32 protein-coding genes are annotated in these 26,206 nt (G+C 32.0%); 14 read left to right on the top strand and 18 right to left on the bottom strand.

Going from position 1 to position 26,206, the window contains the following annotated elements; all coding sequences use genetic code 11:
- Positions 1–7 precede the first annotated feature (7 nt).
- Positions 8–1,681, top strand: coding sequence for a formate--tetrahydrofolate ligase (locus tag ACSVH2_RS06795; RefSeq protein ID WP_438092409.1), 1,674 nt, complete (start codon positions 8–10; stop codon positions 1,679–1,681).
- Between the two features lie 46 nt (positions 1,682–1,727).
- Here the strand turns inward: ACSVH2_RS06795 and ACSVH2_RS06790 are convergent, their stop codons facing one another.
- The 10 genes from ACSVH2_RS06790 to ACSVH2_RS06745 all read right to left on the bottom strand — a co-directional run bounded on the left by ACSVH2_RS06790 (position 1,728) and on the right by ACSVH2_RS06745 (position 7,173).
- Positions 1,728–2,585, bottom strand: coding sequence for a TerC family protein (locus ACSVH2_RS06790; protein ID WP_438092586.1), 858 nt, complete (start codon positions 2,583–2,585; stop codon positions 1,728–1,730).
- Positions 2,586–2,618: 33 nt separating this feature from the next.
- Positions 2,619–2,990, bottom strand: a complete 372-nt coding sequence (locus ACSVH2_RS06785) for a DNA topoisomerase IV (protein ID WP_438092408.1) — start codon at positions 2,988–2,990, stop codon at positions 2,619–2,621.
- A 21-nt stretch (positions 2,991–3,011) separates the two neighbouring features.
- Positions 3,012–3,239: a DUF6095 family protein gene (locus ACSVH2_RS06780; RefSeq protein WP_438092407.1), complete on the bottom strand. Its 228-nt coding sequence runs from the start codon at positions 3,237–3,239 to the stop codon at positions 3,012–3,014.
- Between the two features lies 1 nt (position 3,240).
- A complete protein-coding gene (locus ACSVH2_RS06775) occupies positions 3,241–3,705 on the bottom strand; it encodes a hypothetical protein (protein WP_438092406.1) in 465 nt (154 codons plus the stop codon).
- Positions 3,706–3,717: 12 nt separating this feature from the next.
- Positions 3,718–4,530, bottom strand: a complete 813-nt coding sequence (gene murQ / locus ACSVH2_RS06770) for an N-acetylmuramic acid 6-phosphate etherase (protein WP_438092405.1) — start codon at positions 4,528–4,530, stop codon at positions 3,718–3,720.
- Between the two features lie 4 nt (positions 4,531–4,534).
- A complete protein-coding gene (locus ACSVH2_RS06765; RefSeq protein WP_438092404.1) occupies positions 4,535–4,915 on the bottom strand; it encodes a PH domain-containing protein in 381 nt (126 codons plus the stop codon).
- 203 nt (positions 4,916–5,118) lie between these two features.
- Positions 5,119–5,460: a DUF5615 family PIN-like protein gene (locus ACSVH2_RS06760; protein ID WP_438092403.1), complete on the bottom strand. Its 342-nt coding sequence runs from the start codon at positions 5,458–5,460 to the stop codon at positions 5,119–5,121.
- Position 5,461: 1 nt separating this feature from the next.
- Positions 5,462–5,701: a DUF433 domain-containing protein gene (locus ACSVH2_RS06755; RefSeq protein WP_438092402.1), complete on the bottom strand. Its 240-nt coding sequence runs from the start codon at positions 5,699–5,701 to the stop codon at positions 5,462–5,464.
- Positions 5,702–5,742: 41 nt separating this feature from the next.
- Positions 5,743–6,411: a ZIP family metal transporter gene (locus ACSVH2_RS06750; RefSeq protein WP_438092401.1), complete on the bottom strand. Its 669-nt coding sequence runs from the start codon at positions 6,409–6,411 to the stop codon at positions 5,743–5,745.
- Positions 6,412–7,173: a class I SAM-dependent methyltransferase gene (locus ACSVH2_RS06745; RefSeq protein ID WP_438092400.1), complete on the bottom strand. Its 762-nt coding sequence runs from the start codon at positions 7,171–7,173 to the stop codon at positions 6,412–6,414.
- Between the two features lie 169 nt (positions 7,174–7,342).
- On the opposite strand from ACSVH2_RS06745, the gene ACSVH2_RS06740 reads away from it, so the two are divergent.
- On the top strand, positions 7,343–8,509 hold the full coding sequence (locus ACSVH2_RS06740; RefSeq protein WP_438092399.1) for a THUMP domain-containing class I SAM-dependent RNA methyltransferase: 1,167 nt from the start codon (positions 7,343–7,345) through the stop codon (positions 8,507–8,509).
- Between the two features lies 1 nt (position 8,510).
- Here the strand turns inward: ACSVH2_RS06740 and ACSVH2_RS06735 are convergent, their stop codons facing one another.
- Positions 8,511–10,022, bottom strand: coding sequence for a thioredoxin-like domain-containing protein (locus tag ACSVH2_RS06735; protein WP_438092398.1), 1,512 nt, complete (start codon positions 10,020–10,022; stop codon positions 8,511–8,513).
- Positions 10,023–10,188: 166 nt separating this feature from the next.
- Positions 10,189–10,518 carry a hypothetical protein gene (locus tag ACSVH2_RS06730; protein ID WP_438092397.1) on the bottom strand — a complete coding sequence of 110 codons (330 nt, stop codon included), beginning with the start codon at positions 10,516–10,518 and terminating at the stop codon, positions 10,189–10,191.
- Between the two features lie 205 nt (positions 10,519–10,723).
- Here ACSVH2_RS06730 and ACSVH2_RS06725 point away from each other — a divergent pair, with 205 nt between their 5' ends.
- Positions 10,724–10,954 (top strand): hypothetical protein, encoded by a 231-nt coding sequence (locus tag ACSVH2_RS06725; RefSeq protein ID WP_438092396.1) that lies wholly within the window; start codon positions 10,724–10,726, stop codon positions 10,952–10,954.
- 12 nt (positions 10,955–10,966) lie between these two features.
- Here the strand turns inward: ACSVH2_RS06725 and ACSVH2_RS06720 are convergent, their stop codons facing one another.
- The 3 genes from ACSVH2_RS06720 to rlmD are packed head-to-tail and all read right to left on the bottom strand — an operon-like array spanning position 10,967 to position 13,641.
- Positions 10,967–11,719, bottom strand: a complete 753-nt coding sequence (locus tag ACSVH2_RS06720; RefSeq protein ID WP_438092395.1) for a DUF6048 family protein — start codon at positions 11,717–11,719, stop codon at positions 10,967–10,969.
- Positions 11,691–12,200 (bottom strand): DUF6452 family protein, encoded by a 510-nt coding sequence (locus ACSVH2_RS06715; RefSeq protein ID WP_438092394.1) that lies wholly within the window; start codon positions 12,198–12,200, stop codon positions 11,691–11,693. The genes ACSVH2_RS06720 and ACSVH2_RS06715 overlap by 29 nt, the downstream gene beginning before the upstream one ends.
- 25 nt (positions 12,201–12,225) lie before the next feature.
- Positions 12,226–13,641 (bottom strand): 23S rRNA (uracil(1939)-C(5))-methyltransferase RlmD, encoded by a 1,416-nt coding sequence (gene rlmD, locus ACSVH2_RS06710; protein WP_438092393.1) that lies wholly within the window; start codon positions 13,639–13,641, stop codon positions 12,226–12,228.
- 77 nt (positions 13,642–13,718) lie between these two features.
- Between rlmD and ACSVH2_RS06705 the strand changes: the two genes are divergently transcribed.
- From ACSVH2_RS06705 to ACSVH2_RS06680, 6 genes are all read left to right on the top strand, one after another.
- Positions 13,719–14,267, top strand: coding sequence for a DUF1697 domain-containing protein (locus ACSVH2_RS06705; RefSeq protein ID WP_438092392.1), 549 nt, complete (start codon positions 13,719–13,721; stop codon positions 14,265–14,267).
- A 43-nt stretch (positions 14,268–14,310) separates the two neighbouring features.
- Positions 14,311–15,555 carry an NRAMP family divalent metal transporter gene (locus ACSVH2_RS06700; protein ID WP_438092391.1) on the top strand — a complete coding sequence of 415 codons (1,245 nt, stop codon included), beginning with the start codon at positions 14,311–14,313 and terminating at the stop codon, positions 15,553–15,555.
- A 132-nt stretch (positions 15,556–15,687) separates the two neighbouring features.
- Positions 15,688–16,968, top strand: a complete 1,281-nt coding sequence (rocD, locus tag ACSVH2_RS06695) for an ornithine--oxo-acid transaminase (protein ID WP_438092390.1) — start codon at positions 15,688–15,690, stop codon at positions 16,966–16,968.
- A 37-nt stretch (positions 16,969–17,005) separates the two neighbouring features.
- Positions 17,006–17,440, top strand: a complete 435-nt coding sequence (locus ACSVH2_RS06690) for a DUF5362 family protein (protein WP_438092389.1) — start codon at positions 17,006–17,008, stop codon at positions 17,438–17,440.
- Between the two features lie 99 nt (positions 17,441–17,539).
- The gene (locus tag ACSVH2_RS06685; RefSeq protein WP_438092388.1) at positions 17,540–17,731 is read left to right on the top strand and encodes a hypothetical protein; all 192 of its coding nucleotides are present in this window, start codon (positions 17,540–17,542) and stop codon (positions 17,729–17,731) included.
- On the top strand, positions 17,721–18,260 hold the full coding sequence (locus ACSVH2_RS06680) for a Smr/MutS family protein (RefSeq protein ID WP_438092387.1): 540 nt from the start codon (positions 17,721–17,723) through the stop codon (positions 18,258–18,260). Before ACSVH2_RS06685 ends, ACSVH2_RS06680 begins: the two co-directional genes overlap by 11 nt.
- 73 nt (positions 18,261–18,333) lie before the next feature.
- On the opposite strand, the gene ACSVH2_RS06675 is transcribed toward ACSVH2_RS06680, so the two are convergent.
- Positions 18,334–18,708, bottom strand: a complete 375-nt coding sequence (locus ACSVH2_RS06675) for a hypothetical protein (RefSeq protein WP_438092386.1) — start codon at positions 18,706–18,708, stop codon at positions 18,334–18,336.
- Positions 18,709–19,004: 296 nt separating this feature from the next.
- On the opposite strand from ACSVH2_RS06675, the gene ACSVH2_RS06670 reads away from it, so the two are divergent.
- The 4 genes from ACSVH2_RS06670 (at position 19,005) to ACSVH2_RS06655 (ending at position 21,790) form a co-directional block, all read left to right on the top strand.
- Positions 19,005–19,337 carry a ribonuclease Z gene (locus ACSVH2_RS06670; protein ID WP_438092385.1) on the top strand — a complete coding sequence of 111 codons (333 nt, stop codon included), beginning with the start codon at positions 19,005–19,007 and terminating at the stop codon, positions 19,335–19,337.
- A gap of 6 nt (positions 19,338–19,343) precedes the next feature.
- Positions 19,344–20,252, top strand: a complete 909-nt coding sequence (locus ACSVH2_RS06665) for a ribonuclease Z (RefSeq protein ID WP_438092384.1) — start codon at positions 19,344–19,346, stop codon at positions 20,250–20,252.
- A gap of 73 nt (positions 20,253–20,325) precedes the next feature.
- Positions 20,326–20,970 carry a pyridoxamine 5'-phosphate oxidase gene (pdxH, locus tag ACSVH2_RS06660; RefSeq protein ID WP_438092383.1) on the top strand — a complete coding sequence of 215 codons (645 nt, stop codon included), beginning with the start codon at positions 20,326–20,328 and terminating at the stop codon, positions 20,968–20,970.
- 319 nt (positions 20,971–21,289) lie between these two features.
- Complete coding sequence (locus tag ACSVH2_RS06655) at positions 21,290–21,790, top strand: CAP domain-containing protein (RefSeq protein ID WP_438092382.1); 501 nt, start codon at positions 21,290–21,292, stop codon at positions 21,788–21,790.
- A 91-nt stretch (positions 21,791–21,881) separates the two neighbouring features.
- Here the strand turns inward: ACSVH2_RS06655 and fumC are convergent, their stop codons facing one another.
- Positions 21,882–23,279 (bottom strand): class II fumarate hydratase, encoded by a 1,398-nt coding sequence (gene fumC, locus ACSVH2_RS06650; protein WP_438092381.1) that lies wholly within the window; start codon positions 23,277–23,279, stop codon positions 21,882–21,884.
- Positions 23,280–23,463: 184 nt separating this feature from the next.
- Here fumC and ACSVH2_RS06645 point away from each other — a divergent pair, with 184 nt between their 5' ends.
- Positions 23,464–23,637: a hypothetical protein gene (locus ACSVH2_RS06645; RefSeq protein ID WP_438092380.1), complete on the top strand. Its 174-nt coding sequence runs from the start codon at positions 23,464–23,466 to the stop codon at positions 23,635–23,637.
- Between the two features lie 54 nt (positions 23,638–23,691).
- On the opposite strand, the gene ACSVH2_RS06640 is transcribed toward ACSVH2_RS06645, so the two are convergent.
- Positions 23,692–26,145: a TonB-dependent receptor domain-containing protein gene (locus ACSVH2_RS06640; RefSeq protein ID WP_438092379.1), complete on the bottom strand. Its 2,454-nt coding sequence runs from the start codon at positions 26,143–26,145 to the stop codon at positions 23,692–23,694.
- Positions 26,146–26,206 lie beyond the last annotated feature (61 nt).

The following is a 26,206-nucleotide window of genomic DNA, read 5'->3' as shown; positions in this document are numbered from 1 at the left end:
AAATTAAATGAAAAATTTTCCAACAGATATCGAAATTGCTCAAGATGCAACTTTGATACACATAAAAGAAATTGCAAATAAAATTAATATTGCTGCTGATGATTTGGAATACTATGGAAAATATAAATCTAAGCTTCCATTGTATCTTCAAAAGGAAAATCCTCAAGGGAAACTAATTCTGGTTACAGCTATGTCACCTACAAAATATGGCGAAGGAAAGACTACTATGACTATTGGTTTAACCGATGGATTAAATACGATTGGGGAAAAAGCCATTGCTGTCTTGCGCGAACCTTCACTTGGACCCGTTTTTGGTTTAAAAGGTGGTGCAGCTGGTGGTGGTTATGCTCAAGTAATTCCAATGGAGGATATTAATTTGCATTTTACAGGAGATTTTTCAGCAATCGAAAAAGCAAATAATTTACTAGCTGCTGTAATTGATAACAACCTTCAAAATCCTAAAGCTTCACTGAATTTAGATCCAAAATCTATAGCGTGGAAACGTGTTATGGATATGAATGACAGGTCATTACGTCAAATTATTATTGGAGTTGGTGGAAAAGCAAATGGAACCATGCGAGAAGATGGTTTTAATATTACACCAGCTTCCGAAGTGATGGCTATTTTATGTCTTTCCAAAGATTTAGAAGATTTAAAAAATCGTTTAGGAAATATTTTTGTTGGAAAAACATTGGAAGGAAAAGCAATTTTTGCTAGAGATTTAAAAGTAGTAGGAGCAATGGCAGTACTTTTAAAGGATGCTTTGAAACCCAATTTAGTTCAGACATTAGAAGGAAACCCTGCCATTCTTCACGGTGGTCCATTTGCTAGTATTGCACAAGGGACAAACTCGGTTATTGCCACCAAAATGGGATTATCGCTTGGTGATTATGTGGTTACCGAAGCTGGTTTTGGCGCTGATTTAGGTGCAGAAAAGTTTTTTCATATAAAGTGCGGACAGTCAGGACTAAAACCTGATGCAGTTGTTATTGTTGCAACAATAAGAGCCATAAAACATCATTCAGGTTTGAGTGAAAATGAATTAAAAACACCTAATGTTTTGGCTGTTGAAAAAGGTTTTTGCAATTTAGAAAAACACATAGAAAATATTCAAAAATTTGGTATCAATCCTGTGGTTTGCATCAATTCATTTCCCGACGATTCAAATGATGAATACGATAAACTAAAAGAACTGTGTTTGACAAAAGGGGTAAATGCCATACTAAATACATCCTTTGTTGATGGTGGAAAAGGTTCCGTTGCATTGGCACAAAAAGTAGTAGATGAAATCAATAATGGTGAAAATCATTATAAACCACTATACAAAGCTAGCGATAGTATTGAACATAAAATAAAAACGATTGCTACTGAAATATATGGAGCTGATGGAGTAGAATTCTCAACAAAATCTAGAACTCAGTTAAAAATGATTAACGATTTAGGATTTAATGATTTTTCAATTTGTATGGCAAAAACGCCAGCCAGTTTTTCGGATAATGAGAAATTAATTGGTAGGCCAACTAATTTTACGATTACCGTTAGAGAGTTTGAAATAGCAAGTGGTGCAGGATTTATTATTCCCCTTTTAGGCGATGTGATGCGTATGCCAGGATTACCGTCAGTTCCAAATGCAGAAAGAATTGATATTGATAATAACGGAAAGATTTCGGGTTTGTCTTAAATATAAATTCCGTCTCGTTCAAAAAAACGAGACGGAATTTATTATTTTAATTTGTAAGATTGTTATCTTTTAATTTTTCATCTACAATTTTATTGTTGTGTAATTTAACCGCATTTCTAGATTTCTTCATTCTTAAATTTAAGAACTCAACAAACAACGAGAAGAAGATAGAAAAGTATAAATATCCTTTTGGAATACTTGTTACTTCAACATCATTACCAAATCGGAAATGTGCTAAATGCGAACCTTCAGCTAATAGCATTACCCCAATTAATATTAAAAAGGATAGTCCAAGTATTTGTATAGTTGGATGTTCATTTACAAATTTAGAAACTGGTCCAGCAAAAATCATCATGATTACTATGGAAATTACTACTGATAAAATCATAATGAGTAATGCACCTTCATAGCCAAAACCACCAGCACTTGGTTCTTTCATGCTTACCATTCCTACTGCAGTAAGAATACTATCAAATGAAAAAACAATATTCAGCAAAGCAATTTGAATAATAGCTTGTGATATGGTATTACTTGCTTTTCCTGTAGTTCCTTCTTCTTCGCCTTCTAGTTTGTGGTGAATTTCGGAAACCGATTTATACAATAGAAATAAACCTCCACCAAAAATAATCAAACTTTGTCCTGTTACATGAGCTTCAAAAAATCCCCAGTCAATAGAGAACAATGTGTCTTGCAAACTTAAAACCCAAGTAATACCAAATAATAAAATTATTCTAAACAACATGGCTAGTAATAATCCAATTCTTCTAGCTTTTGGCTGATCTTCTATTTTTAATTTTCCAGAAACAATTGAAAGGAATACAATGTTGTCAATTCCTAGAATAATTTCTAAAAAGGTTAGTGTAAGTAATGCTATAAGCGCATTCGGCGTAAATAAAATTTCCATCATTGTGAGATATTGTTTAGCTGTTAAACGTTATTATTCTTGTTTTGTTACAACACCACGTTGTTTTTTGGCATCGCCTACAAATGAGTATTCAAAAGTATAACTATTCTTGTCAGTTGCCAAAATAGTCATGCTTATTGCTTTTCTTTCATTCATGGTTTTGGGATGTAATTTTTGTAAAACAAACTCGCAATCGTTAACCCATCTCACAGAAGCCGTATCGGTTTTGCCATTATAGGTTTCTATTTGTAAATCTTCGGTTCTTGTAAAAGTAGAGGTTTGTTTTTTACCATTAATTTCTTGGGTAAATATAAACGTTCCCGTTTTGAAATCTTTACAATTTCGTTCTTTTTCAGAACAAGAAATTAGGAGTAATGCGAATAGAAGTAAGGATATTTTTTTCATATTTATAACTTGAAATAGAAATTATTTTTCATTATCAAAAAGTGCATCTGTCAATGTTTTTATTCCTTTGAACAAAAAATAAACAGCCGACAAACAAAGGAAAATACCAATAGTCAATACCAAATAGTGCCACACATTTTTTTTATTGATAAATGCATTATAAATCACACTCGGACCAATAAACATCAACGGTAATGCATAGAGCATAAATTTTATTCCTTTGTTGAGAAGTTCTTTTTTTGCGGACATCTTAAAAATTGATTTGAAAACCTAAACCGTTTTGGTTTGTAATAGCATTGACTGAATATTTATTATGAAAGCCCAAAGTATTGTTTGGATTTTCCTTGTTGTAAATGTCAATAGCTTCCTCAATTTTCTTCTTTCTTCCCGATAAAATAGGAATTGAAACTGCAATTGAACTTACACCAACATAAGTTAATGCTGAAGGATAATCTTTATCAGAAAATAATCCAATAGCTAAATCACCAACTGTCAAACCTATTCCGAAACCTAACAGAAATCCACCCAAACTTTCTTTTGATTTGGCTTGTTTGAAAAGTGTAGCTGATTTTACGTTTGTAGCTAATAATTTTTGGGTTTCTCTCGTAGAAATTTGCTCACCTTTAACATAGAATTTCCCTTTGGTATAAGTTATTTGTTGGGAAAAGGTCAATAAAGAAGATATAAGGAAAACTAGTATAATGATTTTTTTCATATTCATTGGTTTTTATTTATTATAATTCTCTACTGCTTTTCTAACACTACCGTATTTTTTCAATAAAACAGAAGCATTTTCATAGCTTACAGGAATTTCACTCATAATCATTTTCACACCGCGATCCACAAGTTTATCATTACTCAATTGCATATCAACCATTTTGTTTCCTTTTACTTTGCCGAGTTGTATCATGGTTGCCGTTGAAATCATGTTTAACACTAGTTTTTGTGCAGTTCCAGCTTTCATTCTCGAACTTCCAGTTACGAACTCTGGACCAACTACAACCACCACTGGAAATTGCGCTGTCAACGCTAATGGACTTCCTTCATTACAAGTTATACAACCAGTAATAATATTATTCTCGTGACATTTTTCTAAACCGCCAATAACATAAGGTGTTGTTCCCGAAGCAGCTATACCAATGACAACATCGATCTCAGTAATATTTTCATTTTGCAAATCAATCCAAGCTTGTGTTGGGTTATCTTCTGCATTTTCAACCGCACGACGAATGGCTTTGTCACCTCCAGCAATGATGCCGTTTACTAAATCAAATGGAACACCAAAGGTTGGAGGACATTCCGAAGCATCAACAATACCAAGTCTTCCAGAAGTTCCTGCGCCAATGTAAAAAAGTCTTCCGCCAAGTTTCATTTTATCTACGACTTTGGTAACCAAAATTTCAATTTGTGGTAAAGCTTTTTCTACCGCTAACGGAACTTTTTTGTCTTCGTTATTGATGTTAGCCAACAAGTCATGAACCGACATTTTTTCTAAATGTTCGTAGTGAGAAGATTGTTCGGTGGTTTTTGTGAAGTTCATAATGCTATTTTAAAACGTGATGCGCCAAAACATTTTGTACATCATATACATTAACGGATTTGTTAAATTGCTTTACAATACTTGGATTGGTTTCACTTGAAACCCATATTTTCAATTCAGCTTCAAGGTCAAATGTTCCCGCGGTTTCCACACTAAATCTGGATATACTTTTGTATATAATTGATTTGTATTCCACTTTACTTCCTGTAATTCCTTGTTTTTCAATAAGGATTAATCGTTTAGTTGTAAAAATGAATGTATCACGTATAAGCTTGAAACCTAATTCGATTTCTTCGCCTTCAATAAGTAATTTTCTATACTCTTTTAGCAATGTCTCTTGTGAAACAGCTCCAGCGTTTCCCATTAATGCAGAAAAAAATCCCATAAATTGTTGTTTTAAAAATTGTTTTTGTTGAGTTGCTAAAGTTACTGTGTTTTATTGTTTTTTGAAAGTTGCAATTCTATGATTAAAAGGGAATTTTATAATTATTTTAATTTGTATTTTTCACCTTTTTACGTTTTCATTTGAATTAAATTTTTATATTCAATTAAGATTAAAAAAAAAACGTGTATTGAAGTAAAATTATTTTAATAAATACTTTCAATGTGATCTTCTTTAGCTATTATAAATTTGCAATTTTGAATTTCTTTTTCAATAATTATCCAATTGGAATTAAAGTAGGAATGAAGTTGTTTTATCGAGCAATTTCCAATTTTGAAATAAATTATTTTAGGGAATGTATCTGCCAAAAGAAATTTTGAATAAAAATCAACATCTTTCGTTAAAATTATTAAGTTATTTTCGATGGCATAGTTCCAAATTTCAGTGTCAGACATTCTTAAATTAACATCGGCAACAAAAACAAAGTTTTCATGATTGAAAAAACTAAAGTTCTTTGGTAGATTTACATCAACTAAAAACGAACTCATATTAACTAGCTAATTGAGTATCATTTCGTTGTAATGATAAATTTTTTAAAGCAAAAGCAACAGCAGCTTGAATGTCTTCTTTTTCTAAAAAAGGATAAGCATCAATTATTGTTTCCGCGGAGTCACCAGCAGAAAGAAACTGTAGAATAGTTTCCACGGTAATTCTTAAACCACGAATTGTCGGCTTACCATTGCAAACATCAGGAAGAATAGTAATACGTTCTAAAACAGACTTTTCCATTTTTAATGCTTTTTAAACAAAGTTAATTAAATTATTGAATACTAAACAAACCAAGCCAACAAAATCCCTAAAATAATCATCGAAATCTTAGCAATGTTGAACTTGTGACCTTCACTACTTTCAAAGATAATAGTGGAGGAAATATGAAATAAAATTCCAATAACTATAGCGGTAATTTGTGTGTAATATTGATTTAATACTGGAAAATAATCAGAAACGAATGTTCCCAATGGTGTCATTATAGCAAAAGAAAGCATGAATAGGAACAGCGCCGTTTTGTTCAACTCAGCATTCAGGAAAAAAGTGGTTAGAATAATTGCAATAGGCAAGTGGTGAATAGCAATTCCGTAAGCCAAATCGTGGTGATGTCCCACAGGAAATCCTTCTAAAAAAGCATGAATACACAAACTGATAAATAACAACCACGGCATTTGTGTCATTTTATCATGACCATGAACGTGACCGTGTTCTGCGCCTTTGGAGAAAAACTCTAATATGATTTGGAATAAAATCCCAATCATGATAAAAATCCCAACGGAATCATCATGACTTTCATATACATCTGGCAACAAATGCATCACTGTTAACGATAGTAAAAACGAACCACTAAACGCTAATAATAGTTTGAGATTGTTTTTCTTTTTTGGCTTAATAAACAATGCAATTGCATAACCCAAAATAACTGATAGTAAAGGAAGTATGTAATTCATTTATTTAAAAATCATTATCAATCGTTCACTGCTATTCTTGTGGAATTTTTTTAGTTTATAATCTCCAAAAGTATCCAATAAGTAAATGCCAACTTCGGTCATCATTTGTTGAAAATCTTCTAACGTATACGCTCTAACTTTTTCTGTAAAATGATATTTTTTTCCGTCTGCTTCAAAATCAATTTCTTTGGAAATAAAACCGTTTAAAAGATACCGTTTGATGTGAAAAGTAATTCCATCAACTTCTTTGTTTTCCTCTGGAATTAGATTTTCAAGAACTGTATAAACATTCATAAAATCAATTACTGCAAAACCATATTCCGAGAGACTTTCTTTAATAGCTATTAGCGTTTTTAAGTTGTCTTCTTCATTTTCGAAGTAACCAAAACTGGTAAACAAATTAAAAATGGCATCAAATTTTTCTTCAAAAGGTTCACGTTTGTCATGAACTACAAAGTGTAGTGTTTCATTCGCGTTTTTATTGGCTTCGGCTATGCTGTTTTCTGATAAATCGGCACCAATTACATCGTAACCTAATTGGTTCAAGTATATCGAATGACGGCCTTTGCCACAAGCTAAATCAAGGACTTTGGCTTTTTCGGGTAAGTTTAAATAATGGGTAAGATTGTCCATGAAGATTTGAGCTTCGCGGTAGTTTCTGTCTTTATATAAAATGTGGTAATACGGTGTATCAAACCAAGAGGCATACCAAGTTGATTGTTGATTGCTGATTTGAGATTGTTGATTTGAGATTTTTGACATTTAATCTATTCTAATGAATTCATCACCCGCAAAATTAGTGTATTTTTGCCGAAGAATGTCCAAGTTTGAAATTTGAAATTTATGATTTGAAATTTATTTGGGATTTATTTGGGATTTGGAATTTTTATATTGACCCTTCGACTTCGTTCAGGGTGACAAAATGTGAATTATGGAGAATTTTAAAATGGTAGCCAAGACCTTTTTTGGTTTTGAAGAAATATTAGGTAAAGAGTTACAACAATTAGGCGCACAAGAAGTTGAAATAGGCACGCGTGCTGTGAGTTTCAAAGGTGATAAAGGATTTATGTATAAAGCTAATTTGTCTTTGCGTACAGCGCTGAAAATCCTAAAACCAATTTATTATTTTCGTGCAACGAATGACCAGAATTTATACAAAGGCATTCAAGGCATTGATTGGAGTAAGTATATGAATGCCAATCAGACTTTTGTGATTGATACTACCATTCACTCGGATAATTTTAAGCATTCGCAGTTTGTTTCCCAAAAAGCAAAAGATGCTATCGTTGATCAGTTTAGAGATAAAACGGGACAACGGCCAAGTGTTGATAAAGATTTTCCTGATTTAAGAATTAATATTCACATTGATAGAGACCAAGTTTCGTTAGCACTTGATACTTCTGGTGCTTCTCTGCATCATCGAGGTTACAGAACGGCTACCAATATTGCTCCAATAAACGAAGTGTTAGCGGCAGGAATGCTATTGCTTTCAGGTTGGGATGGAAGTTCAGATTTCTTGGATCCAATGTGTGGTTCGGGAACAATTTTGGCAGAAGCTGCAATGATTGCATGTAATATTCCAGCCAATATTAACCGCAAAGAATTTGCTTTTGAAAAATGGAACGATTGGGATAATGATTTGTTTGACCAAATTATAGATGCTTTAATGAAGCGAACCAAAGAGTTTCATCATACCATTGTGGGTTACGACAAAGCACCGAGTGCGGTTCAAAAAGCCAAAGACAATATTAGAAATGCCAATCTTGACGAATATATAACTATCTCACAAGCGAATTTCTTTGATACTAAAAAAGAAACAGTTGGACCTTTGCACATGGTTTTTAATCCTCCTTATGGCGAACGTTTAGACATTGAGTTAGAACGTTTTTACCGAGAACTTGGCGATACTTTAAAAAATAATTATCCTAATACCAATGCTTGGTTCATTACCGGTAACATAGAAGCACTCAAGTTTGTTGGACTTCGACCATCACGTAAGATTAAACTCTTTAACGGAAGTTTGGAAGCACGATTAGTAAAATACGAAATGTATGAAGGTAGTAAACGAACAAAATTCCAAACTACTACAGAAGAGTAAATTACTTTTTGTTTTCTAATTCAATAGCTTTGATAATGGTTGTGACTTTATCAGCGTCAATTCTTTTGGCTTTGATGACTTTGTTTTTATCCAAGATATAAATCACAGGAGTAGAGTAGACGTCATATTTTTCAATGGCATTGTTATAATGTGCACCATCATAAACGTTTATCCAAGGTAGTTTATTATCAGCTATATATTTTAGATATTTTTCACCTTCATGTTGCATATAAACACTGTAGACTTTTACATTTTTTTTCTCTTTTAGCAATTCATTGTAAGCATCTAATAGTTTGGGAATTTCTTTTTGGCAATGACCACAATCTACATCCCAAAAAACGAGAATAGTATAGTCGGCTTTGACATCGCTGAGTTTTACCCACATTTTATTAACCTCATTCACATTGGCATAAAATACTTTGGTCATTTCTTCACTATTCTTTGCGTTTTCAAAACCCATGGCTTTCATTTTACTAAAGTCATCTGCTTTTATCATCATCAAATCCTGCGCAACAGCACCAATGAGCAGTGGTCTAATTTTATCTGCTCGTTTAATTATCTTTTGAACCACTTCTTCATCATCATAAATACCATTGGCTTTTCCTGTTTTGAAATAGGTATCAACAACATGAACAAATACTTTGTCAAATCCCATAATTTTAGAGGTTTCATAGGTATAAGTAAAATTCGCCAACATCAATTTGTAGAGTAAACTTCCTGTTACCGTTTTGGCCAATATTCTGTCTATCTCAACACTTACTGAATCGGGATGAGTAACTACTACTTTGTCAAAATACTTGTTTAACTTATTCGAAAAGAAAGGATTTCGCATGATGGCATCATCTTTAAAATCGACATTGTCCCAATAATGTGTTTTGTAATATTTGTAAACCATCAAACTATCTGGTCTTCCATTGGAAGCTTTTGGCACGTTTTTCAAAATCTTTTCAGTTTTCAAATTCAACACATCGGCAATGAGTGAACCTTTGTTTCTGATAATGAAATCTTCTTCATAATCCATTATACGTCTTTCGAATTCATTTTGTTTTTCAGCAAGTGCCAGCGTATCTTTTTTATTTTTCAGTAGTGTTTTTTGTTTTAAATCCAAAAACTCCTTGTTTTGTTGGGCTATATAATTGAGATATGAAAAAAAATCGTTTTCTCTTTTGGAGTTTGATGCAGTCAGTTCTTTGGTGATATTCATTCCTATTTCAGAAGATAACTCAAGTTTTTGAGTATCATCATCAATAAAAAAATCGAAGAGTATTGTTTTTTGTTGACTTACTAATGAATAAATTCCTTTTTCAAGTTTTTCTTTGCCTTTAAAAACTATTTTTCCGTTTTTTATGGTGGTACATGTATCTTTAATTAATGTTTTATCAAAACGGTAGAAAGTGAGATAGGCTAAACTATCATTACAATTTTTTAAATTAATGGTGATTTCATAACCGGATTGGGCTGTAGCATAAAGTGAGTAGAAACAAAAAACTAAAGCAATGAGTGTTTTTTTCATAAACAATTTAATTTTTTTATAGTTTTCAAAAATTCAAAAATAATCTATTTTTAAAATAAACAACTACTTCAATTTTTAAAGTTTTCTTAAAATAAAAAAAGCACCCCAACAAAGGAGTGCTTTCCACTTTAACCTAATCTATTATGAATTAAAAACAAGAAAACCCTTAACTATCAAAGAGAATTAACCCTTTTTTCTCTAAATTTAATCTAATTCTTTTTTTGGAATAATTGTATTGTGTGGATAAATCTTCTAACGAAATACCAGAAAGAAACAAACTCACCATGGTATCAAGAATTGGCGTTTCTATATCTGTGGATACCGTTAATGACTCTTTTGTATTGTATAGCAAACTTATTACAGTATCAATATTTTCAACAGGAAACTTAAATAGTTTCGCTTTACCATTTTTTTGAGATATTTTTTTCAGTACAACGAAAGCTGTGTCTGACTCCTCATTTTCAAGAATTGTTTTATAATCATATTCATTATCCATACGATAGAGTGTTAATTTATTAGTAAACTTGGGTACTTCAAAATTAATAATTGTTTATTGTAAATAAATTTTAATTAACATTTTTTGGGTGTTTTTTCGATGAAATGCACCTTTTAGCATGAGTTTTAAGATTTTTATACTATCTATTATAAGTTTTAAAGTGTAGTTTTGCACTATAAAATCTATTCACCTTAATTATATAGCTATGTCAAACAAAACAAAAGCGTTACTTTATAACCTTATTTCTTTTGCATTTATCTTTATATTGGTTCGGATACTTTTGGGAGAATATTCAGGATTGTATGGAATTTGGTTACCGTTAACGGCATTTATAGTAAGCACTATTTTAGCACCAAAATTTCAAGCCGTTACTACTCGTGACGGTGATAAGATTTTTATGAAATGGATGTTTATTAAGGGAATAAAACAGTTCTAGAAGAATTACTAATTATTTCTTTTTTGCTTTTTTATCTGATTTCGCATTTGCTTTTACCGTTGACTTATATAACGGAATAAAATAGGATACAGTATAGTTGAAGCCTACACCAAAATTACCATCATAAGTTCGGTTAAAACCCGGAATGTATAGATTGTCGAAATTATCAGGAACTTTTTGAGTAACTAGATATTTTAGCGAAAAATTAAAACCTACAAATACATTATTGAATACTTTGACTTTGGTTCCAGCAATTACTTCTATCCATTGTGCCGATAGGCCATCAAATTTTTCACCAGAGGTAATTATAGGTGCTTCTCCAAAATAAGGATTTGTATTGTAAATTTGGTAATTATTCAACGTTTGGCTAAAACTACTCACACCATAACGAAGTCCAATGGAAATGATATTTTCCATATTGAGCCAGTTTTCATAAGTATTGTAATCAAAACCTGCTTTGAGATAAGTACCGCTTGTAGTGAAGTTTAATTGATCATCATCAACGGTTTTTTCTTCATTTCCTATTTCTGCCGCTAAAAAGTGTCTGCGTGTCAAACGATAATCGCCCACGAGTTCAATACCACGATAGTCTTTCTCATACAACATGCGAGTTAGTTTGAACAAGTCAACACCTAAGCGCAAACCATAGCGCTCAGTTTTTGCCGGAATAGTATCTTTTTTTACAGTACTTTTTTCTTGTGCATTACTCATAAATGAAAGTAATACCAAGTATATGCTAAAAGAAAACTTTGATATGTACTTCATTTTCTGTGTCGATGTTTGTTGTTTGTATGTTTATAAATTGCATCCAAAAACCGTCTGTGGTGTTAGAGTCTGTTCGAGTTACTCCATTTGGAGAATTCAAAGTAAAAATAGTTTTATAACCACAAGCTCTTGATACATATACGTTTTGACGTGTATAATCAAATTGAATTTTGTCTTCATTGATATTTGTAGTAATTGCACTGTTTAAAATTAAACTGTAGGAAGTTGTATCTTCAGTAATTCTCAAAGGTAATTTAATTACACTTACTCCATTAAAAGTAGCCAATGGTGTTACCATTAATGTATTATCTGAATTGTAACCAGTAACTTTTAAATTGTTTACATTTTTTTTAACCGTAGGATTGGTAACATCATAAAACTCCATAACCAATTGAGGCGTTGTTTCATCAGCACATATATCATCTTTCTCACAACTCGAAAGTGTTATGGCAATGAATAACAACAATATAATTTTTTTCATAAGTCTTTGTACTTAATTCTTGATACTACCTTTTTTCCAAAAGTACAACATTTTCTACATGATGCGTTTGTGGAAACATATCTACAGGTCGCACTCGAGTTACTTTGTAGTTGTAGTCCATCAAAGCTAAATCTCTGGCTTGTGTAGCGCTATTACAACTCACATATACTACTTTTTGAGGAGCAATTTTAATAATTTGTTCTACAACATCCTTATGCATTCCATCTCTTGGTGGATCAGTGATTATCACATCAGGTTGACCGTGTTGTGCAATAAAATCGTCATTAAAAACGTTTTTCATATCGCCTACATAGAATTCACAGTTGGTAATATTGTTTCGTTTGGCATTTTCATTGGCATCAAAAATTGCTTCGGGAACTGCTTCTACACCGATAACTTTTTTGGCTTGTTTCGATACAAATTGGGCAATAGTTCCTGTTCCAGTATATAAATCATACACCAGTTCGTTACCTGTTAATCCGGCAAACTCGCGTGTAATTTTGTACAATTCATAGGATTGATCGGAATTGGTTTGATAGAATGATTTAGCGTTAATACTAAAATGCAATCCTTCCATTTCTTCCAAAATATAATCTCTTCCTTTGAAGAGTTTAATATCTTGGTCATACAAAGTATCATTGGCTTTTCCATTAATTACATATTGCAGCGACGTGATTTGAGGAAAAGTAGAATAAATATGATTTAACAACAATTCGCGTTGTGTTTTGTCTTCTTTAAAAAATTGGATTAACACCATAATCTCACCAGTCGAAGCGGTTCTAATCATCAGTGTTCGCAATAAACCTTCATGATTTCGGGCATTGAAGAAAGTCATGCAGTTTTCTGTGGCAAAATGTTTTATTTCGTTTCTAATGGCGTTTGATGGATCTTCTTGCAAGTGGCATTTCTCAATATCCAATATCTTGTCCCACATTCTAGGAATATGGAAACCTAATGCTGGTTTTTTGCTCAAGGTAGTATCTTCGGATTGGATTTCTTTATCCGATAACCATCGCGTGTCTGAAAAACCAAACTCCATTTTGTTTCTATAAAAAAACTGTTTAGCCGAACCCAATATGGGTTCAAAGGTTGGTAAATCAATTTTACCAATACGTTTCAAATTATTAAAAACCTCCTGATTTTTATAGAAAAGTTGTTTGTCATAGTTCATGTTTTGCCATTTGCAACCACCACAAGCACCAAAATGCTGGCAAACAGGGTCGGTTCTATCTTTAGAATATTCATGAAACTTAATGGCTTTGCCTTCGTAGTAAGACTTTCTTTTTTTAAGTGTTTGAACATCTACCATATCGCCAGGAACTACATTGGGGATAAATATGACTTGACCTTCAGGAGCTTTAGCAACAGATACGCCTTTGGCACCAGCATCTAAAACGGTTATATTTTCAAAAATGACTTTGTTTGTTTGTTTTCTTCCCATGAGGCAAAAATAAACTATTGCTTAAAATCTGATAGCTAATTAAAGGAAAAAATATAATTTTATAAAAATTTAAAAAAATGCACACTCACTTAGCCCTTCTTCGCGGTATCAATGTCTCGGGACACAAGATGATAAATATGGTGGCTTTGAAAAAAACACTTGAAGGTATTGGCTTTACAAATGTGGTGACGTATATTCAATCGGGGAATGTGTTTGTGGACACTGAGGAGGAAAATCCGGCTAAAGTTGGGTTTATTATTAAACAAGAAATATTTAAGGTTTTTGGTCACGATGTGCCGGTTATTATCATTGGCAAGGAAGATTTACAAGCTTGTTTAGATAGAAATGGTTTTCTGAATGACGAAGGTGTTGATTTGAAGAAACTATACGTGTCTTTTATATCGGCGGAATTACCAGAAAATATGATTACACAACTCAATTTAAATTTTATCAAACCCGATGAAATACAATTGGATGGGAAACGCATTTATTTGAAATATGATATTTCTCCGGCCAAAACTCGATTAGACAACAAGTGGATAGAGAAAAATATGAATGTGATGTCCACTACTAGAAACTGGAATACCGTTAATAAATTATTGGAAATGTTTAACGAAAAGAACTAAAATCAGAAATAATAGTTGTAGATTGTTACTATAAATATGTACAATGAATAAATTGAAACGATTTTGGAAGATTCTTGGGCCAGGTTTGATTACAGGAGCAAGTGACGATGATCCTTCTGGAATTGCAACTTATTCTCAAGCTGGTGCGGCTTTTGGTCTTTCAACACTTTGGACAGCTATAATCGCTTTCCCTTTGATGGCAGCTATTCAACAAATGTGCGCCAAAATTGGCTTAGTTACTTCACAAGGATTGACAGGTGCACTTAAAACTAATTATCCAAAACCTGTTTTATATTTAATGTTGGTTTTTAGTTTTCCGGCCATTGTTATGAACATTGGAGCAGATATTGCAGGAATGGGAGCTGTAGGGAATCTACTTTTTCCAAAAATTGAAGCCATGTATTTTAGTGTCATTTTTACCCTTTTACTACTAGGTTTGATAATCTATTTACCCTATCACAAAATTGCAGCTACACTCAAATACCTATGTATTGTCTTGTTGGTTTATCTAATTGTTCCATTTTTATACAAACAGGATTGGCTTGATATTGCCAAAAATACATTTATACCTACTATACAATTCAATAAGGAATTTGTTGCTGTCTTAGTAGGGATTTTAGGAACGACCATTTCTCCTTATCTTTTCTTTTGGCAAGCATCTATGGAAGTGGAAGAAATGGCTCATAAGAAAAAGCACTTGATAGTAAATAAAAAAATTATCACAGAAATGCAGCAAGATGTTGATTTTGGAATGTCGTTCTCTGGTTTGGTAATGTTTTTTATAATTCTCACCACAGGAACGGTGTTATATAAAGGTGGAATTCACCAAATAGATACTGTTGAACAAGCCGCAGCAGCTTTGAAACCATTAGCAGGAAATTTTGCGTATTTGCTTTTTGCAATTGGAGTTATTGGCACAGGACTTTTGGCAATTCCTGTTTTATGTGGTTCTTTATCCTATATTATTACAGAAACTTTTGGATGGGAGCAAGGTCTGGATAAAAAGTTTCATGAAGCAAAAGCTTTTTATTTAGTAATGACAATATCTTTAATACTGGGTTTGTCATTAAATTATATTGGAATTTCACCAATAAAAGCATTGATATATACCGCTATTCTGTATGGAATTACTGCACCCGTTTTAATTGCAATAATTTTGCATATTTCCAATAACAAATCGGTTATGGGTAATTTAACCAATAGCCGACTTTCAAATATATTGGGCTTTGCAACTTTAATAATTATGACATTAGCAGCATTGACTCTTTTATATTTACAATTTGTTTAATCCAATAATTTTATAAGTATACTAATCTTTTTATACTTTTACCGATAATATGGATGATTTCTCTCCAATTAAGAAGGAATTGCGATTTAAAAAATAGTCTATAACGAGATTAGACTTTAAAATTCAATTACAATGTCAGTTTTAGAAAAATTAACTTCAGCCGATGCAATTACATTGGAAGATAAATATGGAGCACATAACTACCATCCTTTGCCAGTCGTCCTGAATAGAGGAGAAGGAGTATATGTTTGGGATGTAGAGGGAAAAAAGTATTATGATTTTCTTTCGGCTTACTCAGCGGTAAATCAAGGTCATTGTCATCCAAAAATAGTTGGCGCTATGATAGATCAAGCTCAAAAATTAACACTAACGTCTAGAGCTTTTTACAACGATAAATTAGGTGTTTACGAAGAATACATCACCAACTATTTTGGTTTTGATAAAGTATTACCAATGAATACTGGTGCCGAAGCTGTTGAAACTGCTTTGAAGCTTTGTAGAAAATGGGCTTACGAAAAGAAAGGTATTCCAGAGAATGATGCACAAATTATTGTGTGTGATGGAAATTTTCACGGAAGAACCACTACTATTATTTCATTTTCAAATGATGAGAACGCGCGTAAAAACTTTGGTCCTTATACAGCCGGATTTATAAAAATTGCTTACAACGATGTTGAAGCTTTGGAAAAAGTCATTACTTCTACCAAAAACATTGCAGGTTTTTTAGTAGAACCTATTCAAGGAGAAGCAGGTGTTTATATGCCAAGTGAGGATTATTTGGCAAAAGCCAAAGCTTTGTGTGCTGCTAACAATGTTTTGTTCATTGCCGATGAAGTACAAACAGGAATTGCAAGAACGGGTTCATTACTAGCTGTTTGTGGTAATTGTACTTGTGAAAACAAATGTGAAAAGCAAGCCAGTTATGTAACACCAGATATTTTGATTTTAGGAAAAGCCATTTCTGGTGGCGCTTATCCTGTTTCGGCAGTTTTGGCCAATAATCACATTATGAATGTCATTAAACCGGGTCAACACGGCTCCACTTTTGGAGGAAATCCTGTTGCAGCAGCAGTAGCTATTGCTGCTTTGGATGTCGTGAATGATGAAAATCTTTCTAAAAATGCCAGACGATTAGGGAAAATATTTAGAAGTGAGATTGGAAAATATATAGAAACTTCAACTATAGCTACTTTGGTTAGAGGAAAAGGACTTTTAAATGCTGTTGTCATCAACGATACAGAAGACAGTGACACAGCATGGAATATTTGTATGAAACTGGCAGAAAATGGTTTATTGGCAAAACCTACACATGGTAACATTATTCGTTTTGCACCACCTTTAGTAATGACAGAGGAACAACTATTAGATTGTATTTCTATCATTATTTCTACTTTAAAACAATTTGAAAAGTAATTTAGTAACCAATTTATAACCAACCAATTTTTTTACCATGGAAGAACAAAACAACGGAATGCAATTAGAATCAGCAGCTAAAGATTATTTGAGAGAAAGTGCTAAATGGTCTATGTTTTTAGCCATTTTAGGATTTATCGGAATAGGGTTTTTAGCATTATTAGCCATAATAATGACATTTACCATGTCAATGTTGCCTGAAACACCTGGGCCTTTTGGAGCGATTAAAGGATTTATATCCATAATTTATTTAGTATTTGCCATTTTATATTTATTCCCGATTTATTATTTGTTTAAGTATGCTGACAATACAAAAAAAGCACTCAATTCTGGTAACACAGAATTATTAACTAGTGCTTTTTGTAATTTGAAATCACACCATAAATTTTTGGGAATTGCATCTATTATTATAATTGCACTTTATATTGTGGCAGCTATTGTAATGGTTATAGGTTTTAGTGCTATGATGTAATAACAAATTAAGTTTCATTGAAAAGCATCTTCAAATGAAGGTGCTTTTTTTATTCGATTTCATACTAAAGTTTATTATTTTTGAGAGAAATTCTATTGAATGAAAAAATTACTACTTCCGTTAATGATTTTGGCCATTGCAGTTGGCTTATATGAGCAGTCAAATGATAAACCCAATCTATATATCATGAGTATTGCTATTGTTATATTTATGTATGGCATGATGAAATTAAGTGCTAAAACGCCAAGCAAACATACAGAAACTGAAGAAGAACAAGACAATGATAATTAAAGGAGATAAAGTTTCGGTATTGGATGATGCTATTGATGGTGTTGTCACCAATGTTAATGGCAATGAAATAACCATAGAAACTGTTGATGGTTTTAATTTGACTTTTAAAAGAAATGAATTGATTAAAATTGGAAATAATGACATGAATTTTAGTTTCAATAAAAGTCAAGTTATTAATGAAAAGGAAGTTGCCAAACCCAATTACACCAATGTCGTTAAAAAATCTAAAAAAGAAATTCCACCACCAGAGTTTGATTTGCACATTGAAAAATTAGTAAAAAATTATAAAGCAATGAGCAACTATGATATTTTAACATTGCAAACAGAAACAGCCAAACGACATATTGAATTTGCAATCAGAAACAGAATTCCTAAAATTGTTTTTATTCATGGTGTTGGAGAAGGAATCTTAAAATCGGAACTCGACTTTATGCTTGGGCGTTATCATAATATTAGTTTTCAAGATGCCAACTATCAAAAATATGGTTTAGGCGCTACCGAAGTTTATTTCAAACAAAATACTAAATAAAAAAAATCCCGATATGGCATCGGGAATTTTTCATTTCAAAACTAACCAAATTACTTATAAAACTCTATCTTTATTATGCTACGTCGTTTCCTTGATAGCTAATTTTTTTCAAAATTGATCTGATTAAAACACTATTTGTATTAACTCCAGAATTTATTAATTGTTTTTTACTAAAACTTCCATTTGATTTATCTTCAGATTTAGTGTTTTTTGTTCCTGTAAACCATACTGCAAAATCCATTGATGTTGAAGCAATAGTGTTATCAGTTGAAATAACATTTGTAGCATCTTTAGAAGCAGAAACTTCTGTTGAAGTAGTCAATGTTAAAACTTCTACTTTGTTTTGACCAAAAACTCCTGTATTTGCAATTACTAATAAAACGAATAAAACAAATAATCTAACGTTTGTTACATTTTTTTGAGTTGTTGTGTTATTAGTTGTTTTCATAAATTCTTTGTTTTTGTTGTTATTTCTTGGTCAAAACTACTGCAACAGTTCTTCGGTTGGAAATTTTTTCGTTAACTAACCTGAAAACTCGTTTAAAGCACAAAATCAATGAATTCAAGGGTTTTCAGCGTTTTTATTGTACAGTTAATCTATGAAATGTTAAAAAAACATGCATTTCATCGATGAAATACCTTAATATTCTATGAACGACATATTGGATAAGATAAATAGTAATTCAAATGATAATTAATTGCAAAATCTTAGTAAATTAGCAACACGTTAAAAATTCAGACCAAATGAAAGTAGAACACAAAGGACATACAACAATTATTAAAGACACAAAGGGACAAACAGCTGAGTTTTTGATGAAAGTGACGCATGAACACAATAGTTTTAAAAACGATAATCTAATATTAGATGTGTCACATGATGAAAATTTAAGTTTGGAAGATGTAAAATCTTTTTCTGAATTGATTAAGTTGCATACCAATGAGAAAAAATCAATTGTTTTAGTAGCGCACAACATCAACTATAATTCGGTTCCACAAAATATTACAGTAGTTCCAACCATTCTAGAAGCACATGATATTATTGAAATGGAAGAAATAGAGCGAGATTTAGGATTTTAAACTACTATGAAATTAACCATTTTGGGTTGCTATGCAGCCACACCACGAACGCTTACTAATCCAACAGCACAGATATTAGAAATTCGAAACCGTATGTTTCTTATAGATTGTGGTGAAGGAACACAAGTTCAACTTCGTAAAAACAAACTCAAATTTTCAAAAATCAATCATATTTTTATTTCACACTTGCATGGTGATCACTTTTATGGATTGGTGGGTTTAATTTCAACATTTATGTTGTTGAATCGTCAAACCGATTTGCATGTATATGGACCAAAAGGAATTAAAGAGATTGTATTACTTCAATTGCGATTTTCCAATTCATTCACGGGTTATAATTTGTATTTCCATGAATTGACCGCAACAGAAAGTGTAGTTGTTTATGAGGACGAAAAAGTATTGGTAAAAACCATTCCTCTAAAACATAGAATATATACCAATGGATTTTTATTTCAAGAAAAAGTAGGTGACAGAAAATTAAATGTGGATGCTGTTCAAAAACACAAAATAGAAACTTGTTATTTTCAAAAAATTAAAAACGGTAGCCATATAACATTAGATGATGGAACTATAGTTTCTAATCAAGAATTAACGTTTGATCCAATTCAACCCAAAAGTTATGCATTTTGTAGTGATACGGCATTTGATGAAAGTATAATTCCGACTATCCAAAATGTAGATGTTTTATACCACGAAACTACTTTTTTAGAAACTGAATCCGATAAAGCAGAAAAAACAATGCATAGCACAGCCAAACAAGCCGCTTTAATTGCAAAAGGAGCAAACGTAAATCAATTAATTTTAGGACATTATAGTACACGTTATGCTAGTATTGAGTTTTTTAAACATGAAGCTGAAGAAATATTTCCAAATATTCTCTTAGCCGATGATGGGAAAATTTTCGAATTTGAATAGTGTTTGATTTTTCAATTATTACAATCAAACTTTCTTACTAAATTTACAATCAAAAATTATACATACAATTGTAATGGAAGACTTAAGCGATTATAGAAAATCTTATGAAAAGAGCCAACTTTTGGAAACTACTATTCCAGAAGATCCCATTAATTTATTTCACAGATGGTTTTATGAAACCGAAGAATATAGTGATATTGAAGAAGTAAATGCGATGACAGTGGCTACATTTGGTTTGGACGGATTTCCAAAAAGTAGAGTAGTGCTGTTGAAAAAATTTAATGAAGAAGGTTTTATTTTTTATACCAATTATAATTCAGAAAAAGGTAAAGCTATTATCAATAATCCCCATATTTGTCTATCATTTTTTTGGCATAGTATGGAACGACAAGTAATCATTAAAGGAATTGCCGAAAAGACATCTGAAATAATTTCCGATAATTATTTTGATTCAAGACCAGATGGAAGTAAGCTTGGCGCTATTGTTTCTTCACAAAGCGAAATTATTCCTTCGCGAGATTATTTAGACACCAAACTAAAAGAACTTGAAAAAGAATATGAAGGAAAAACTATTCCAAGACCTGATTTTTGGGGTGGTTTTTTGGTACGTCCAATAGAAGTTGAATTCTGGCAAGGAAGACCAAATAGATTACACGACCGAATTAGATATCAATTGCAGGAAGATTATAATTGGAAAATAGATAGATTATCTCCATAGAACATTAAAAGTTAAGCTTATGAACCACTCAATTGAGTGGTTTTTTTATTAAATAAGTAAAAAATAGTTTTAAATACTATATTTTGTAAGACTAAATCTCATTTATATGTTAAAAAAATGTATTTCATCGATTTTATTTGTTGTTTAAACGATAAAACTAGTATCATTGTACAACATAAACAAACAATACGTTCTTTCGATATTAACTAAATAAAGTATTTGCCCCACATCTACCAAATTTAAATAATACGTTCTGTCAAAATTATTAACCTTAAAGTGTTTGCCCCACATCTACTTTAAAAAAACTTAACCTACTACTATGAAAGCAAAAATGTTTAGAGCATTGTTGCCGTTAGCAATCGTGTTCACTATGGTATCTTGTTCCTCTGATGAAACATCAGAAACAGCACAAGACAAAAGAGTTGTAACTACTTATAATTACAACGATACGGAATTAAAATTAGTTACACTAATTAACAATCACCGTCAAAGCATTGGCTTAAATCCCTTGGAAGTTGTGAATCACATCTCCTACAAATCAGAAGAGCACAATATCTACATGATTGATAATAAAGTGGTAAATCATGATTATTTTCAACAACGCTCAGACAATCTTATTCAAGTTTTAGGCGCTGAAAGAGTAGGCGAGAATATAGCTTATAATTATCAAATGCCCGAGAGTGCTTTTAGTGCGTGGATGAATAGTCCAGCTCACAAAGCCAACATCGAAGGTGATTACACACACTTTGGAATATCAGTGACCACCGACACTCAAACAGGAAGAAAATATTACACCAACATGTTTATGAAAAAACAGTAAACATGTGTAACCCCAAAATAGTTTGATTATTGTTTTGTTTGATTTTGACAGATCGAAAAACCCACTCAATTGAGTGGGTTTTTGCTATTTATTATTTTAAACTTCCAACCATTTCTTCTGGTTTTACCCATAAATCAAAATCTTCTTCCGAAACATAACCTAGTTGAACAGCCTCTTCTTTTAAAGTAGTACCATTTTTATGTGCCGTTTGAGCAATCTCAGCTGATTTATAATAACCAATTTTAGTATTTAAAGCCGTTACAAGCATAAGTGAATTGTTTACTAATTCATTTATTCTGGTATAATTTGGTTCAATACCACTAGCACAGTGTTCTTCAAAAGATACACAAGCATCACCTAATAATCGTGCAGATTGTAAAAAGTTAGCAGCCATTACAGGTTTAAAAACATTTAATTCATAGTGTCCTTGCATTCCTCCAACGGATATAGCCACATCGTTACCCATTACTTGAGCACAAACCATAGTTAGCGCTTCACATTGCGTTGGGTTAACTTTTCCTGGCATGATAGAAGAACCAGGTTCGTTTTCTGGAATCAAAATCTCACCAATTCCTGAACGTGGTCCAGAGGCTAACATTCTAATATCATTAGCTATTTTATTTAATGATACTGCCAATTGTTTTAAAGCACCGTGTGATTCAACAATGGCATCATGAGAAGCTAATGCTTCAAATTTATTGGGTGCGGTTACAAATGGATGACCAGTGAACTTGGCAATATATTCGGCTACTTTAACATCATATCCTACAGGAGTGTTCAATCCTGTTCCAACAGCTGTTCCACCAAGTGCCACTTCTGATAAATGAGATAATGTATTTTTAAGTGCTTTTAAACCATAATTCAATTGAGCAACATATCCCGAAAGTTCTTGTCCTAAAGTTAAAGGTGTTGCATCCATTAAATGCGTTCTTCCAATTTTCACAACATTCATGAACTCTCGAGATTTAGCATCTAAAGTATCACGAAGTTTTTCAACGCCAGGGATGGTAGTCTCTACCGCAGCTTTATAACAAGCAATGTGCATTCCTGTTGGGAAAGTGTCATTTGAAGATTGCGATTTATTGACATCATCATTAGCTTTTACAACAGCTTCACCTTCACCAATTTTAAAACCAGCAAGTACTTGTGCTCTATTGGCAATAACTTCATTCACATTCATATTGCTTTGTGTTCCTGAACCTGTTTGCCAAATTACCAATGGAAATTCATCATTAAGTTTTCCTGCAAGAATCTCATCACATACTTGTGCAATGGCGTCTCTTTTTTCAATTGATAAAACGCCTAAATCACAATTAGCATAAGCAGCAGCTTTTTTTAGATAGGCAAATCCTTCAACGATTTCCTTTGGCATTGAAGCCGAAGGACCAATTTTAAAGTTATTTCTAGAACGTTCAGTTTGTGCTCCCCAATATTTATCGGCAGGAACTTTTACTTCACCCATTGTGTCTTTTTCAATTCTGTATTCCATTGTGTATGTTTATTTGTTTGTTGTTTAATTTTATGTTTGGATTGTGTAAAAAAGCTGAAAACAGCTCTTAAAAAAGCATTGCAAAATTACGCATAAAAACTATTTAATAAAAATTGATTTTGTTTTTTGGTTACCTTAAATATTACTCATACATTTGCGTATAATTCAAAAAATTCCGGAAAACATGTTTGAATTTCAACAGTATTTAGGTTTCTTAGCGTTCTTAACCATTTTAACCATTGGTTTTTGGTTGATGATGTTCTTAATCACTTTCATTGTTCCTTATTGGATATTTGGTGGTGTTAGAGAATTTCTACAAGAAAGAAAAGCAAAAAAAGAAGCCGAGCAAACAGCATAGTTACAAACTATATGTTATAAAAAAGCCCCGAATTTCGGGGCTTTTTTAGTTTTATTATCCAGGGAAATCTCCGCCATCTTCTTGCTGACCTTTTGGTCTTCTCTCTTTTTCATTTTTCTGTTTATTGAAACGATAGGTGAAGGATACCGTAAATTGTCTTACTCTCCATTGGTTTTCGCTATAAGCATCAACTACACCATCTAAATAGTTTTCTAAAATTCTTTTTCTAGAATTGAATACATCGCTAATGTTGAATGCAATAGTTCCTTTATCTTTCATAACATCTTTGCTGAAAGCTAAGTTCATTCCAAAAATACCAAGACTTCTACCTTGCGCATTTTTCTGTTCACCATTATAAGTCATGTTAGTTTGCCAATCGATTTTATAAGGTAAAGTTACTTTTGAATTTATCCTTGCAAACCATGACGTTGCTTTAAAATCAAAATTTTGATAAATTTCAGCACCACTGCTGTTAGTGTAAGTATAGTCACCATCAGTTTCATTGTAGAAGAAATTGAAATTTCCATTTAATCTCCACCATTTGTAGGGAGAATAATTGAGCGTAAACTCAAATCCTGCTCTATATTCTGTAGCTAAGTTAATAGGTGTTGTTATAATGATTGGAATTCCATTATCTTCCAAATCAGTTTCTTGTCTTACCCATTGAAATACACCAGAAGTTTTATTGATATACATTGAAGTATTAAAGGTTAATTTTGACCATCTTTTGATGTAACCAAAATCAATTGCATCTGTGTAAGCAGGATCTAAATCAGGGTTTCCAACGAAAATGTTGACATTACTTGATAAACTATTAAAAGGATTCAATTGTCTTCCTCTTGGTCGTTGAATTCTTCTGCTGTAACTAGCCGAAGCACTGCTTTCTGCTGATAATTCGTAAGTGAAAAAAGCACTTGGAAAAAAGTCACTATACTTTTTATTGTTATAATCATTTGTTCCTAACTGATTTACATCAATATTGGAGTCCTCAAAACGAAGTCCAAATAATACCGACGTTTTGTTTACTTTAAATCCATATTGCGAATAAAGAGCATTTACTTTTTCGTTGTATTCCAAAATGTTTGTAAACTCACTAATAGGAGCACCATTTCGATTTGCATTATAATCTGAAGTTGATTCTAAAAAGTTACCACGATAACCTGCTTCAAATTGTTGTCCTTTACCAAATGGTAATACATAATCAGTTTGAAGTAAAATTCTTTTTTGTTCTTGATCATTGGTACTATCATCAATTACAACGGTTGATGTATTGGTATTAGTATCAGTAATAAGTGCTGTACTATTATCTTTGTTGTCAGAAATTGAAAAGTCAGCGGTTAATTTATGTCCATCTTTATTAAAATCTTTAATGAAATTTGACGTAAATTCTATGTTCTCACTCTTACTGTCTTCTTCGTTAAGACGATTTCTAGTATATTCAAAAACATTGTTAACATCATAATAAAATTGATTTACATCATCACGATTATTTCCATTGCTATTTCTGTAATTTATAGCATTTGTCCAACTAGTAGTTTCATTTAAATACAATTCTATGCCAAGAACACTATTATAACTATTACTGAAACGATCGTTTTCTCTTTCTTCGTTCATGTAGTTTTTAGTAGTATTGTCTGGGTTTAAATATCTTGAATTGGTGATAGCATTTCCGGGACTATTTCTACTATTATATCCTTGAGTAGTGAATAAATTATAATTTTTTGATTTGTAATTAATATTGGCACTTAAACCCGTGTTTTCTGGATAACCAGCAGTTCCAATAATGGTTCCGTTTAATCCTTGATTTTTCCCTTTTTTAAGTACAATATTTAATATTCCACCACCACCTTCTGCATCATATCGAGCAGATGGATTTGTGATTACTTCCACTTTGTCTATAGCGTCTGCAGGAATTAATCGTAATGCTTCAGTTATATTAATGGCATTTGATGGTCTTCCATCTATCAAAATTCTAACATTTTCATTACCACGCAAACTCACATTTCCTTCAACATCAACAGAAACAGATGGAATATTGTCCAATATATCACTAACTGTTCCTCCTTTTACCATTAAATCTTTCCCTACGTTGTAGACTTTTTTATCTAATTTAATTTCAACAGTAGTCTTTTCGGCACGAACAACGACTTCGTTTAGTTGCGTAAAATCTTCCTCTAAACTTATTTTCCCTAAATTAGTGTTGGCAGTTAATTGTTTTTCTTTCAACTCAAATGGTTTGAAGGAAATGAATTCAAATATGATATTATAAGTTCCAGGTGATGCTTCAATGGAAAAATTTCCTTTTCCATCAGTTATACCTCCAGAAATTATTTTTGGATTAGTAGTGTTTTTAAGGGTGATAGTAGCATATTCCAAAGGTTTTTTGCTCACAGCTTCGATTATAGTACCACTAATAGTGATTTTAGAAAGTTCTGGTTTTTGTTGGCCATAGCTTATTACTGAAATCAAAAGTAAAATGTACGAGGAAATTTTTTTAATTTTTTTCATATTTGTATATACAAATTATATTTTATGGTGCAAAATTAAATAGATTGTATAACTTATATTC

Origin of the sequence: Flavobacterium sp. RSB2_4_14, assembly GCF_051547085.1 — a bacterium.
Classification (GTDB): Bacteria; Bacteroidota; Bacteroidia; order Flavobacteriales; family Flavobacteriaceae; genus Flavobacterium.
The sequence above is the reverse complement of the archived record's forward strand: the minus strand, read 5'-3'. Positions and strand labels throughout refer to the sequence as shown.